Source organism: Aquimarina sp. MMG015, assembly GCF_018100855.1.
Taxonomy (GTDB): Bacteria; Bacteroidota; Bacteroidia; order Flavobacteriales; family Flavobacteriaceae; genus Aquimarina; species Aquimarina latercula.
In genome coordinates this window covers 47,181-60,616 of the sequence record NZ_JAGJEB010000014.1, presented here as the reverse complement: position 1 = coordinate 60,616, position 13,436 = coordinate 47,181, and the positions used below count along the sequence as shown (strand labels likewise).

General features: G+C 34.1%; 10 protein-coding genes. All 10 read left to right on the top strand.

All coding sequences use genetic code 11. From position 1 onward, the window contains the following. Positions 1 to 6: 6 nt before the first annotated feature. The 10 genes from J8L88_RS20730 to J8L88_RS20685 all read left to right on the top strand — a co-directional run bounded on the left by J8L88_RS20730 (position 7) and on the right by J8L88_RS20685 (position 13,410). On the top strand, positions 7 to 585 hold the full coding sequence (locus J8L88_RS20730; RefSeq protein ID WP_118389934.1) for a hypothetical protein: 579 nt from the start codon (positions 7 to 9) through the stop codon (positions 583 to 585). A gap of 3 nt (positions 586 to 588) precedes the next feature. After that, on the top strand, positions 589 to 1,455 hold the full coding sequence (locus J8L88_RS20725) for a DUF6734 family protein (RefSeq protein WP_118386668.1): 867 nt from the start codon (positions 589 to 591) through the stop codon (positions 1,453 to 1,455). A 39-nt stretch (positions 1,456 to 1,494) separates the two neighbouring features. After that, on the top strand, positions 1,495 to 3,015 hold the full coding sequence (locus J8L88_RS20720; protein ID WP_211061731.1) for a DUF4157 domain-containing protein: 1,521 nt from the start codon (positions 1,495 to 1,497) through the stop codon (positions 3,013 to 3,015). Positions 3,016 to 3,051: 36 nt separating this feature from the next. After that, positions 3,052 to 3,702: a hypothetical protein gene (locus J8L88_RS20715; protein WP_147404092.1), complete on the top strand. Its 651-nt coding sequence runs from the start codon at positions 3,052 to 3,054 to the stop codon at positions 3,700 to 3,702. Positions 3,703 to 3,729: 27 nt separating this feature from the next. After that, a complete protein-coding gene (locus J8L88_RS20710; protein WP_211061730.1) occupies positions 3,730 to 7,878 on the top strand; it encodes a DUF4157 domain-containing protein in 4,149 nt (1,382 codons plus the stop codon). Continuing rightward, positions 7,865 to 8,596 (top strand): hypothetical protein, encoded by a 732-nt coding sequence (locus J8L88_RS20705; protein WP_118386664.1) that lies wholly within the window; start codon positions 7,865 to 7,867, stop codon positions 8,594 to 8,596. Before J8L88_RS20710 ends, J8L88_RS20705 begins: the two co-directional genes overlap by 14 nt. 117 nt (positions 8,597 to 8,713) lie before the next feature. Beyond that, entirely contained in the window at positions 8,714 to 9,532 is an 819-nt protein-coding gene (locus tag J8L88_RS20700) for a peptidoglycan-binding protein (RefSeq protein WP_211061729.1), read from the top strand. Between the two features lie 4 nt (positions 9,533 to 9,536). After that, positions 9,537 to 10,880, top strand: coding sequence for an ATP-binding protein (locus tag J8L88_RS20695; RefSeq protein WP_211061728.1), 1,344 nt, complete (start codon positions 9,537 to 9,539; stop codon positions 10,878 to 10,880). A 117-nt stretch (positions 10,881 to 10,997) separates the two neighbouring features. Beyond that, positions 10,998 to 12,128, top strand: coding sequence for a DUF2891 domain-containing protein (locus J8L88_RS20690; protein WP_211061727.1), 1,131 nt, complete (start codon positions 10,998 to 11,000; stop codon positions 12,126 to 12,128). A 61-nt stretch (positions 12,129 to 12,189) separates the two neighbouring features. Continuing rightward, on the top strand, positions 12,190 to 13,410 hold the full coding sequence (locus tag J8L88_RS20685) for an Nramp family divalent metal transporter (protein ID WP_027393849.1): 1,221 nt from the start codon (positions 12,190 to 12,192) through the stop codon (positions 13,408 to 13,410). The last annotated feature ends 26 nt before the right edge of the window (positions 13,411 to 13,436 follow it).

Below are 13,436 nucleotides of genomic sequence, written 5' to 3'. Positions count from 1 at the left end.
AAATTTATGGAATTAGCGATAGAAAACATATCATATGAAGAAGAAGACAGAGCCAATATCTATTTAGAACAACAAGCTGTATTTGAGAAAATTTTTCAATTATTAGATAGTTCAAAGATTGCTTTTGTAGGAGGTGTTGCGGATTATATAAACCTAAGATCTTATTATGAAATGCCAGTTCACGATTTGGACATAATTTACCAAGATGAAAAGGATTTGACACCTGTTATTGAGAAGTACAATCTAAGACGACATGGGATTAATTTTTATAATATAAATGAATCCAGAGAAGTGCTGGTTTCTGAAATTTTTATAAATAAAAAGAGAGTTCATATTGACTTTTTTAAACGAAATTTTTCTAAGATGAGATTACAGGAGTCTTACTTACTTGGAACCAAAGTTCTTCATACTTCTTTTGATGAAATGATGAAATTTCATAATGATCATATCCCTTTACTAACTTCGGATACAATGGGGGCAAATTACGAATGGAGAAGACTTTATAAACATAGTAAAAAAGCCTCATTGTATAATAATGTTCGCTACTTAAAAGAAAAAGGATTACTAAAGCAGTTAACAAAGTAACTTATGATTGAACCACGGATAATATTCAGTTTAAACACCGCTCCTATTGTACAGAATAGATGGAACATGGGAAATAGGTTTAAAGAAACGATCTATATGACTGCTCTGAGTATATTATATTGTCATTTATGGTATAAAGATGTAGAATTATATGTAGATGAGAATGCTTATAGGTTTTTATATATGTTGCCATGTCGTGTAACAAAACTCCCTTTTTTCCATGATAAAGATTTATGGTCTGCATCAAAAATAAAAGCCATTCAACTGCAGAATAAACCCTTTGTTCATCTAGATACAGATGTGTTTATCAAAAGTAAAATAGACTTCAACTTTGATAAAGTATTATTAGAAAGAAAGGAAGGAGGATATGGCATACATTATAAAAAGCAGGTTGAATTTTTTAATCAATTCGTTATGGATCAACCATTTTGGAATAATGACCTTGGATATTCTTTTAGTTGCGGGGTACTAGGTTTTAATGACCTTTCATTGTGTAACAAATTTGTCCATGCATATTATGATATAGAAGAAGTATACAAGAATGTTAGAGAGCAATTTAAACCTTTAAAGCGTAAAGGATACGAACCTGTTATTTTAATAGAACAATATACGCTTGCTTGCTTATTGGATCATGAAAACACAAAACCATCATTGCTGCTTAACGGAAGAAGTATTGCAGAACATTCTAAACAAGCTGAAAAGATCGGATATAGCCACCTTTTTGGAGTAACCAAGTATAAGAAACATATTATAGAAGAGATAGAATACAGGTTGTTTAAGATCTTTCCGTACTGGTATAGTCAGGTGAAAACAGCATTAGAAAAACAAAAAGTAATTCAAAAAAAGCACTCCAATAGCAAGGTGGCGTAAACACTATTCGGTAATATCTGAACTTAAAAAAACAGTATTATGAGGTTACAAAAGAGAAGAAAATCGAGCCCCAAACAGCAGCATGAAAAGCCTTTCATTCAACCAAAACTCAAAGTTGGAAAACCAGGCGATAAGCATGAGGTAGAAGCAGATCAAATGGCCGATCAGGTAGTGAATAAAACTAATGATGCAGGAAGTGCTGTCCAGAAAAAAGAGGCTACGGAAGAAGATAAGGTGCAAGCCAATATGTTTAAAGATAGAGGAGAAGGACAAGTAAGAAGAAAAGAAGAAGAGGAACCAGTACAGAAGATGGAAGAAGAAGAGCCTGTTCAGAAACAAGAAGAAGAGGAACCCGTGCAAGCTATGGAGGAAGAAGAACCTGTTCAGAAACAAGAAGAAGAGGAACCCGTGCAAGCTATGGAGGAAGAAGAGCCCGTTCAGAAACAAGAAGAAGAGGAAGCAGTACAGAAGATGGAAGAAGAGGAACCTGTTCAGAAACAGGAAGAAGAGGAACCTGTCCAAGCCAAGGAAGAAGAAAAAGTGCAAAAAAAAGGAACGAATCAAAATGGGAATACCAATATAGAATCAAGATTAAAAAGTAGAAAAGGTAAAGGAGTAAAGCTCTCAAGAGCTGTGAAAACAGAAATGGAGTCAGGCTTTGGGGCTGATTTTAGTGCTGTAAACATACATACAGATACAGAGGCCGTTAAATTGAGCGAAGCTCTGGGAGCACAAGCTTTTACACACGGTAATGATATCTATTTTAATGATGGTAAGTTCAATCCAAATTCTAAAAGAGGGAAACATCTACTTGCTCATGAGCTTACGCATACCATTCAACAAAAAGGTAAAATAAAAAATAATGTACAAAAACATTGGAAAAAATCTCAAAAACATAATGTAGTAAGCAGTAAAAAGGTAAAGGTGGATATCGATTTGGATTTTAAAGGAGCTGTACTTAATAAAAGTAGCAATGCAACATTAAATGCATCTGGATTAGCAAATGCGGCAAAAACACAGATAGAGAATAGTTTTAAAGGTAGTATGACCAAAAGCATGTTCGGATTAGAATTTGAATACGATATCAAAACTACTGCCAATGTTAGGGTAATTAATAAATTGATGGATCTTGAATTTACAAAAGAACATTTATTTGTTGTATTAGATGATTCTCATCCCAAGGTCAATGGGACTTATGGAAGTGGGCCTTTTTATGGAACTTTAGTATATCTTAATGAAAAACATACTCCCGGAATGATATCCGGAGCTGATATGAATACAATTCCGCACGAAGTAGGTCATACTTCTGGGCTTAAGCACCTGATAGAAAAAGGAGAAGAATCAAATCTTGTAGGAAAAATTATTAAAGAACTACATCATAATATGAATAATGATAATATGATGTGGAGAGGAGGAGGTCATCCTACGTATAACGCCGCACAATCAGATAGCAACCTCGTAAAAACCAATGAGGAGCAGCTATCGACGCTTACGCATAATATTAATTCGGGAAAACTCAATAAACTCGATTTTTGGGAATTTATGAATATAATGAAGTAAAAGAGATAAATGTCTAATTAATTTAATATAGAAATTATGAAGGAGTTGATGAATGATTTACACTTATATGAACTAGTGTTATTAGGTTTAGGGGTACTATTGTTTTTGATACTTAGTGCTGGATTAGTCTATTATATTGTAAAGAAAGAAGAAATAAAGAAATTATTGTTCTTTTTTCTAATTCCAATTCTAATGATTGGATATCCAAGTATACAAGAATTTAGTATCTCCAAAGATAAAATAGCTTTTACCAAGTATCATGATGAAGTAATTAGTAACCCTAAAGATTCATTAGCAAAACAGAGGCTTTCGGAGGTAACAGAAAAGCTTCAAAAAAGAGCAAAAACACCAGAGGATATAATAAAAATAAGTGAAGCTAAATTATTATTAGGTAAATCAGAGGAAGCGATTAAATATGCAGATAAAGCTATTCAAAAGCAAGAAGAAGAAAATGCAGAAGAGCGGGCAACTGGTTCGATTACTGATGATAGTATACGAACGAAAACAGCGGTCAAAGCAGTTCAGTTGAAAAACCTAGCAGAAATTCAAAACATAAATATAGAAGAGGTAGATAAAGGGACTCTTCAAAACCAATTAAAAAGTATCACAGTTTCTAGAGATCTAGAGGCCGTAAAAAAAGTAGTTGCAAAAAAAACGTTGCAAAAATATCGGAGAAGTAATAATTAAAATTTAGATAAAACATTTTTATAAAATATGTTTCGATCTGCATCGCCAAATACAGCAAGTGCTAAATCAGGCAATTCTTCCTTATTTCAGAAAGATAAGAATGAGGATGCTTTCGTACAGCCTAAACTTACCGTTGGTAAACCTAATGATAAGTATGAAGTAGAGGCAGATAGGGTTGCAGATACTATTGTAGCTAAAGGGAATGAACAAGGCAATTCTTTTTTTAGCCCAGTTCCGCGTGTTCAAAAACAAAATGAAGAAGAGGTTCAGCAAAAACCAAAAGTAGAGCGCATAAGTCAGTTGGTTCAAAGACAAACAGAAGATCAATCAATCCAACAAAAAGAAGAACAAGAAGAGGTACAAAAAAAACCAGAGGAAGAAGTACAACAGCAAGAAATTATTCCAGAAACTACAATTCAAGAAAAAAAAGATAGTAGTAAGATAACTTCTGATATACAAAAAAAGGAAGAAGAAGTTCAGGAGAAAGAAGAGGAAGAAGAACAGATATCAACTCTTCAAACAGTTCAGAGGAAGTCAAATGAAATTCCGAATACAAATACATCTATAGAATCTCGTTTAAACAGTTCTAAGGGAGGAGGTTCACCATTACCTAAAGAAACTAAGGTACAAATGGAATCTGGTTTTGGTACGGATTTTAGTAATGTAAGAGTTCATACAGATTCAAATGCCAAACAAATGAGTCAGAATATGGGAGCTCAGGCATTTACGCATGGAAATGATATTTATTTTAATGAAGGAAAATTTGACACCTCTTCCAATTCAGGGAAACATTTATTAGCTCATGAATTAACCCATACGGTACAGCAAGGAGCTTCTACAATTAGGAAAAAGCCAGTAGAGGTTATATCAGCTCCCAAGATGATTCAAAGATCAATCTTAGATTATATACCGGATTGGATTCTTGATAATGCTCGTAATATTCCAGGATACTTATTGTTTACTGTAATTATACAATACGACCCCTTGCGAGGACAGCGCGTAGAGCCAACACCAACAAATCTGATAAGAGGTCTTATAGGTTTAGTACCATTTGGGGTAGCAATATTTGATAAGCTTCAAGAATACGGAATTCTCCAAAGAGTATTTGATTGGGTCACGGGAAGGTTAAGCGAGTTGAACCTCACAACCCAAGGATTATTAGATTTGGTGCAGGAGACTTGGGAAAATAACGCTGCAACCTCATTCATTAGTGGGTTAAGAGAAGAATTTAATGATCTCGTGGATAGAATAACAGTATTTGCAAATTCATTAGTTAATCAAATTATTGATTGGATTAAAGAAGCACTAATTGATGTTGCAGAACCCATTTTAGAAGAAAACAGAGCTTGGTCATTGATTAAAAAGATCATACACTATGATCCACTAAGGGACGAAGAAGTAACCGCTACTACTGTAGAAATTCTGGAAGATTTCTTAATGCTTATTGGAAAGGAAACGGAGTTAGAGCAAATGCGAGAAAGGGGCACCTTACAAGAAACAGCGGATTGGCTTGATACTCAAGTAGGAACCTTCATGGCATTATTAGGAGAGTTAAGAGGATTAATAAATGCTGCGTGGGAAGCAATTCGTCCAGCGAACCTAACGGAAATCGCAACAAATTTAACCGCAATGTCAGGGCGCGTTACTGGTTTTTTAGAAAGAGTATGGGCATTTGCGTTAACAGTAGCAATCGAAGTGCTTAAACTGATTAAGAAAGCATTATTAAGTTGGCTTTCTTCTGTGGCAAACGAAACAAGAGGATTCTCGTTGATTAAAGTAATTATTGGTAAAGATCCTTTTACGGACGAACATGTACCAAGAACAGTTCCGAATCTTATTAGAGGTTTTATGAGTTTAATGGAAGGAGGAGAAGCACAGTATGCGCAAATGGAAGAAACAGGTGCGATTGCTAGAATTGTAGGAGAGATACAAGCTGCAGTCGATACTTTAAATATGACTCCTCAATCCATTGTGCAGTTATTTGTAGATCTCTGGAATTCTTTTTCTATAGATGATCTTCTGAATCCTATTGACGCTTTTGTCAGAATTATAGATCAATTTGGTGAACCTATCAGTAGATTAATTGCTTTTGTAGCAGAAATAGTACGAATTGTAATAGTGGCTATTTTGGAAATTATGAATTTCCCTTTCGAGTTGATCGGAAATATTATTACCCGATCACTTCAAGCTATGGAAGACATCAAGAGAGATCCAATTGGTTTCCTGAAGAATATACTAAGAGCTATCAAGGAAGGCTTTGTGAAATTCTTTGATAACATCGTAACCCATTTAATTAACGGTGTGATGGGTTGGTTAATGCGAGAATTAAGAGATGCCGGTATTCCAGAACTTACAGACTTCTCTCTGCAAGGAGTAATTAGTTGGGTCTTAGAAGTATTAGGGCTTTCTATGGAACGCATCTGGGAAAAACTGGCAGAACATCCACGAATAGGACCAGAAAGAGTTGCCAGAATGCGAGGTGCTATTAATACATTAGAAGGTATCTGGACATTTATCAAAGATGTTCAAGAAAGAGGTATTGCAGCCATTTGGGATAAAATACAGGAACAGCTTAGTAACCTTTGGAATATTGTAATTGATGCTGTAAAGAATTTTGTGATGACTAGAATCATTACACAAATAACAACCAGATTATTGAGTATGTTGGATCCAACTGGTATCATGGCGGTAGTCAATGGAGCAATGGCTTTCTTCAGTGCAGTTCAGAGTTTTATCCAATATTTGCGAGAGATGCTAGAAGTGATTAACTCATTTGTGAATGGAGTAGCCGATATAGCACAAGGAAATGTAGCAACTGCAGCAGATTATCTGGAACGAACCATGGGACAATCTATGCCTGTAGTTATTGGATTCCTTGCCAATCAAGTTGGGTTGGGTGGAATAGGAGCTAGAATAGCAGAAATCATAGGTTCTGTAAGGGCATTAATAGATGAAGCCTTAACTTGGTTGGTAAATAAAGCGGTAGATACCGGTATGGCATTGCTGGATAGGGTGATGGGGAGAAATGCTCCGTCATCTGTTGAACAAACTCCTACGGGTCCAGTAGGAGTAGCTATAACAGCAATCAATTCAGAAGGAGTAAGAGAACAGGATGAAGGAGAGGTAACTGCTGAAGAAGCAGAAGGTATCAAAAATAGGGTAAATACGGATCATGCTTCAGTAATTAATATATCCTCCGTAACAGATGGTGGAGATACCTGGAATTATAATTATGTTCAGAGAGAGGTTGAAGAAATTCCAAAATCAGGAACAGCCACAACTGGTTCCATTCGACAAAGGGCTGAACAAGCGGGATTATCCGGAGCAACAGTGAATCATATAGAAACTGCTTTTTCTAATTATGGTAATCGTCTTTTTTCAAGAGAACAATTACAAGGGGTGTTAGGGTTGTCAGAAAGTGCAACCAGAGGACATCTTAACTCTTGGAAAACGAAAGACTTGATTTTTACGTTTTCCTCTGCACCTACGGATACAGAAATGCAGTATACCTTTGATCAAAGCCAGGCGGGAGAAAGAGAAGCAGTTAGAAGAGGAGGAGATACAGATTATGATCAACTTATAGAAAAGTATCGAACTATGTATAGCCGTATTCTTAATTCCAGCACCGTGTTGCAATGGAACCCGACCTGGTCAGATGCAGAAAAACAGCGTAATATTGATACATATAGAGAAAATTTCAGAAATTTAGCAGTCAATAAATATATAAATAGTCTTCATGATCTTGATGAAAATGTAATAAAATCCAGCCATATACCCTCAGAATTAAATGCAGTAAGAGGGGTGATATTTGAATTATGGCTGGAACGTAAAGGAATAATGACAAGATCTCCAAGACCTACATTCGCTAAAGATTACTTTGATAATAAAAAGCTAGAGAGAAATAGAGATGCCGATGGAATTGATGGTTCAAATCTTGTTGAAGCAAAAGCAATAAGTGAAGATAGAAACCCCAGTGGTGAAGAACAGGAGCAAATGCAAGACTATGGAAAAATACTAACACGCCCTAAAATTCCTTGGGTTATAGATAAAGATAATAAACGAACATTTAATAAAGTTGTGTATAATTTCTCCCGTGAATCAATTAGAGTCAAATGGTCACCATTTTTAAGGACATTAGTCGGTGGATCACGATGGGATACAAATGTTGAATCATAAAGAAAATATGGAAGCCATTTTAAGATTACAAGATTTTAGGTTTATAAAAACAAATAAAAACTGGTTTGATGAGACGGCTTATTTAAGTTCAATCATTAAGGTAATTGAAAATACAAATTTTAGAAGCAGATTAAAATGCTTTTATAGGTTTAAGGATGATAGGATAATAACATTAAACACTTTTGATGAATTAAAGAACCATATTATTAGGTGTAAATATGATACATATGTTATTCAGGATTCTGATTCAGAAAATAATTCTCTTAGATTATATTTTGAAATAAATGAATTTGGTTTTAGCATTATTCTATTTGAAAATATCGAGCAAACTAAAGAATTAAAGCAAATTGTTCAATCAATGATTGATTTTACTAACGATATATATTCAGTTGTTTCAGGTGAATTTTTATTTGGATACAGATTAGGGGTAGAACTTTATGAAGTTAAGGGATATATTGCAGATCAAGCTAGAATTAATGATTATTGGGAATGTAATAAGATTGCAGATTTTTTAAGTCTTAATTATCATAAAACTTCTGATGTAGGTATGCCTCAGGATTATCAAATATTTTCTGACTTTAATTTTCCTTCAAATGTAGTAAAATTGGCGAATGAGGATCTATTAATTATTAATTGGGGTAATGCAATCAATAATGAAGAGGAGATTGGCAATTCGATGAAGTATAGAGATGAGTGGATACACAATAATCTAAACTAGATAAGAAAGAACTTGTTATTGAAAACACAGGAAAAAACCCCTAAAAAGATGAGTCTTTTAGCTCATGGAAAACCAGTTGAATTGAGTTAACTTTATGTTTTTAAATAAGATAGGGTTATGAAAAAGACAGCATATCAGAAAGAATTAGTAATCAAAGCCACTCAAAAAAGAAGAGGAATCGATAATAATAAAAGGGATGTGATGAAAATTCAATCTTGGTTAACTTTATTCTCTATTCCGAACCCTAGTAGTGGAACAGCAACAGAAATTGATGGTGATTTTGGCCCTGCTACAGAAAGAGCGGTAAAGAATCTTCAGAGTTTTCATAACCTTGCAACTACGGGAATTGTAGATCAGGGACTATTTGATAAGTTATGTGTTGGACTAAAAGAAGCTTTCGAAAAACCTTTGTTTGGTAATAATCTAAGAGATTTGATGGTAGAAGTAGCTGAAAATCATTTACGTCAACACCCTTTCGAACTTAATATCCGGGGACAATCCAATAGTGGACCTTGGGTACGAAGTTATATGGACGGTCATGATGGATCTCCTTGGTTTTGGTGTATGGGATTTGCACAAGCAATATTAGATCAAGCGGCAAGCGCATTAGGCAAAAACTTCAGAACACTAATGCCACTTACCTATAGTTGTGATACAGTAGGTAACACAGGTTTAGAAAAAAACTTACTTTCTAGATATCAAAAAATAAGAAGAGATCCGTCTGTAATAAAAAAAGGAGATATTTTCTTGATTCAAAAATCTCGTTTAGATTGGACACATACTGGTATAATAACATCTATAGATGGTGATGTTATAGAAACTATAGAAGGAAACACCAACCATCAAGGTTCTAGGAATGGAGTAGCGGTTATGAAAAGGACTAGAAGCTTTAGAAGATCCAAAATAGATGTGTTTTCTATTGAACCTTTAGTGTGAAAAGATGAAAAATACCTTAGCTCAGAATACAATTCATTTTGACAGTAAATTATCATTTTTAAGAGAAGTGATTGAGTATCGCTTGAAGGATAATTATACTAGTGAAATACCAGTTTTTCCAAAATTTGATGATATCGTATCTGATGGATCATCGTTTTCAATATTTGTTAGAAAAAAACAATTGTCTTTAGAAGAAGTAATTACTTTATTATTGGCTATTGTTCCTCATATTTCTCCGAATTTTTTTACAACTATTTTATCTGATTTTTTACCAAATGGAGGAGAGTTACCAGAGTTTGGAGGTGTAAAAGGTAAAAACCATCGAGGGGTGATACCCACAGGAGAAACCGTACAGTTTATAATAGGAGGTAGTGATATCCAAAAAAGAATACAACTCACAGAGATGTTCTATGAAGATCATCTTTTTATGAAAGAAGGAATTATTTATTTAGATACAGTTCCAATGGGAGAACCCAAAATGAGTGGGCGTTTATTGCTGGAAGAAGAATATGTATCATTATTTACTACCGGCAAAGTATTAAAACCTACTATGAGCAAAGATTTCCCTGCGGAACGAATAGAAACACAATTGGATTGGGAGGATCTGGTGCTACAACGTAAAACCTTGCATCAAATAAAAGAAATAGAGACTTGGTTGCAGTATAATGATGTGGTATTACATGATTGGAATATGAAATCTAGAATCAAACCTGGGTATCGTATTCTTTTTTCAGGTCCTCCAGGAACTGGAAAAACATTAACTGCAACTTTATTAGGGAAGTTCACAGGAAAAGATGTGTACCGTATTGATTTATCTATGATTGTATCAAAATATATAGGTGAAACTGAAAAAAACTTATCTAAATTATTTGATAAAGCGAAAAATAAGTCTTGGATCTTATTCTTTGATGAAGCTGATGCAATTTTTGGAAAACGAACTAATGTGAGAGATGCTCATGATAAATATGCGAATCAAGAAGTATCTTATTTGCTGCAACGAATTGAAGCGCATCCGGGATTGGTTATTTTAGCTACAAATTTTAAAAATAATATCGATACAGCATTTACGCGTAGGTTCCAATCAATTATAGAATTCGAAAATCCATCCTTTAAAGAAAGATTATTACTTTGGCAGAAAAACTTACCAGATAAAATAACATTAGGTGAAAGTGTTTCTTTAGAAGAAATCTCAAAAAAATATGCACTTACAGGCGCAAATATTATAAATGTAGTACAATATATATGTCTCAAAACGATAGCTTCTAAGCATAAGACAATTCTTCTCGAAACTGTATTAGAAGGAATAAAAAAAGAATACCTAAAAGAAGGTAAAATGGCTACGATGTAAGAGTTTATAAACTATTCTTCTATGTTATTAACAATCATATAGATTAACACAAGGAAATCAATATTTTTAAAAAGGAATCATCTGTAAAGATGAGGAAAAATTTAAATGTATTGACACATGAATCGATTATCTATTTTGTTTTTCTCAATGATTATTGCAGCTTGCAATACTTCAGAAACTAATTCTAATAAGATAATAGAACCATCTGTAGACCAAGAAGATGTTTCTAAAGTTGTTATAGAAAAACCACTAAAATTAACCAAAGATCAAGCAAATACTTTGGTGGAATTGCCCTTAGCCTGCATTCATACCGAGTATCCAAATAAATTAGGACAAACCATAGGAAGCAAAGAAGATTTAGGAGAGCCTAAAGTTTTACATCCAGCATTTTATGGTTGTTTTGACTGGCATTCTGCGGTTCATGGACATTGGTCACTAGTAAAGTTAGTAAAGTCCTTTCCAGAAATAGAAAAAGCTACAGAGATAAAAACCAAACTAATAGAAAGTATTTCTAAAGAAAATATAGAGGCAGAGGTACTATATTTTAAAGGAAAACATAATACATCTTATGAGCGCACATATGGATGGGCATGGTTACTTAAACTTGCCGAAGAAATTCATACATGGGATGATCCTGTAGCAAAGAACCTTGAAGAAAATTTGCAACCATTAATAGATGTAATAGTACAACGATATATCGAATTTTTACCAAAACTTAAGTATCCCATCAGAGTAGGTGAACATACCAATACAGCATTCGGGTTATCTTTTGCATTGGATTATGCAAATACGTTTGATAATACTAAGCTCAAAAATGTTATCGCTTCTCGTGCAAAAGATTTTTATACTAAAGACTCGAACTGTCCGATAGGTTGGGAACCTAGCGGATATGATTTTTTGTCACCTTGTTTAGAAGAGGTTGATCTTATGAGAAAGGTATTGGATAAACCGTCTTTTGATAAGTGGGTTGACGATTTTATGCCACAACTTAAAAAACCTGATTTTGCAATACCGGTTGGAGAAGTCTCTGATCGTACTGATGGTAAATTAGTACATCTAGATGGGCTTAATTTTAGTAGAGCTTGGGTATTATATGGATTAGCAAATCAATACCCAGAATATGAACATCTTATCAATATCGCTAATCAACACGTAAAGTATTCATTACCCAATCTTGTAGGCGATAGCTATGAAGGAGGACACTGGTTAGGGTCTTTTGCAATTTATGCACTTGATGATCGGTCTTAATAATTAAATCAATCCAACCTTTAAAGGTTCTTACTTAACTAATAACTAAAAATACAAGCATGTGAAAAAATGGTTTTCTAACATAGGTCCAGGAACCTTAGTAACTGCAGCTTTTATAGGACCAGGAACAGTAACTGTATGTACATTGGCAGGGGTTCAATTTGGGTATTCTCTATTATGGGCTTTGGTATTATCAATAGTTGCCTGTATTGTATTACAAGAGATGTCAGCTCGTTTAGGAATCATTACCCAAAAAGGATTGAGTGAAGTTGTAAAATCACAATTCGATAATAAAATAGTAAGATGGATATTGATAGGAGTTATTCTTTCAGCGATTTTTATAGGTAATGCTGCGTATGAAGCTGGTAATATTAGTGGGGGCGTATTAGGATTGTCTACTATTTTAGGATCACCAATAGTTCAATTTGGAACTGTTTCGGTAAACTATATGAGTATTACCATCGGGGTAATTGCTTTTATACTATTGTATATAGGTAATTATAAAGTTCTAGAACGCAGTTTAGTCGTACTCGTATTGTTTATGAGTATTGCTTTTATCATTACTGCAATGGTAACTAAACCTGACCTATCATTGCTTTTTAAAGGTTTTGTGCCGGACTTATCAGCCGATAAGATACTCACTATTGTGGGATTAATTGGTACAACAGTAGTGCCTTACAATTTGTTCCTTCATGCGGCTATAGTTAGCGAAAAATGGAAAACTAAAGAAGATCTCCCTGCAGCTAGGAAAGATACTATGGTCGCTATTGTATTAGGTGGTTTAGTCTCTATGGCGATTATAATTACGGGTGCAGCTATTCAGCAAACTGAAGTAAATAATGCTGCTGATTTGGCAAAAGGATTGGAACCAGTTTTTGGATCTATGGCAAAATACGTACTGTCATTAGGATTATTTGCTGCTGGAATTACCTCTGCAATCACTGCCCCTTTAGCTGCAGCTTATGTCGTAAAAGGTTGTATGGGATGGCAAGATGGATTAAAAAGTAATTCCTTTAGAGCAGTCTGGATGTTTATACTTTTTTTAGGTGTTTTGTTTTCTTCTTTAGGTATAAAATCAATAGTGATTATTCGATTTGCACAGGTAGCAAATGGATTACTATTACCCATTATAGCAATCTTCTTATTATGGGTTATGAATCAAAAAAATATATTGGGGAATTTTACTAATTCTATAAAGCAAAATATACTTGGTTTTTTGATTGTATTTATTACTTGTTTTTTAGGCTTTAGAGGTATTTGGAAAGTTATGATCAATATGTAGGAAGAATAATTTGTAAAAGTAGGAAT

Excerpts from the sequence above, each read along its gene's own strand:
- J8L88_RS20730 (WP_118389934.1), top strand. The coding sequence starts at position 7 with ATGGAATTAGCGATAGAAAACATATCATATGAAGAAGAAGACAGAGCC.
- J8L88_RS20725 (WP_118386668.1), top strand. The coding sequence starts at position 589 with ATGATTGAACCACGGATAATATTCAGTTTAAACACCGCTCCTATTGTA.
- J8L88_RS20720 (WP_211061731.1), top strand. The coding sequence starts at position 1,495 with ATGAGGTTACAAAAGAGAAGAAAATCGAGCCCCAAACAGCAGCATGAA.
- J8L88_RS20715 (WP_147404092.1), top strand. The coding sequence starts at position 3,052 with ATGAAGGAGTTGATGAATGATTTACACTTATATGAACTAGTGTTATTA.
- J8L88_RS20710 (WP_211061730.1), top strand. The coding sequence starts at position 3,730 with ATGTTTCGATCTGCATCGCCAAATACAGCAAGTGCTAAATCAGGCAAT.
- J8L88_RS20705 (WP_118386664.1), top strand. The coding sequence starts at position 7,865 with ATGTTGAATCATAAAGAAAATATGGAAGCCATTTTAAGATTACAAGAT.
- J8L88_RS20700 (WP_211061729.1), top strand. The coding sequence starts at position 8,714 with ATGAAAAAGACAGCATATCAGAAAGAATTAGTAATCAAAGCCACTCAA.
- J8L88_RS20695 (WP_211061728.1), top strand. The coding sequence starts at position 9,537 with ATGAAAAATACCTTAGCTCAGAATACAATTCATTTTGACAGTAAATTA.
- J8L88_RS20690 (WP_211061727.1), top strand. The coding sequence starts at position 10,998 with ATGAATCGATTATCTATTTTGTTTTTCTCAATGATTATTGCAGCTTGC.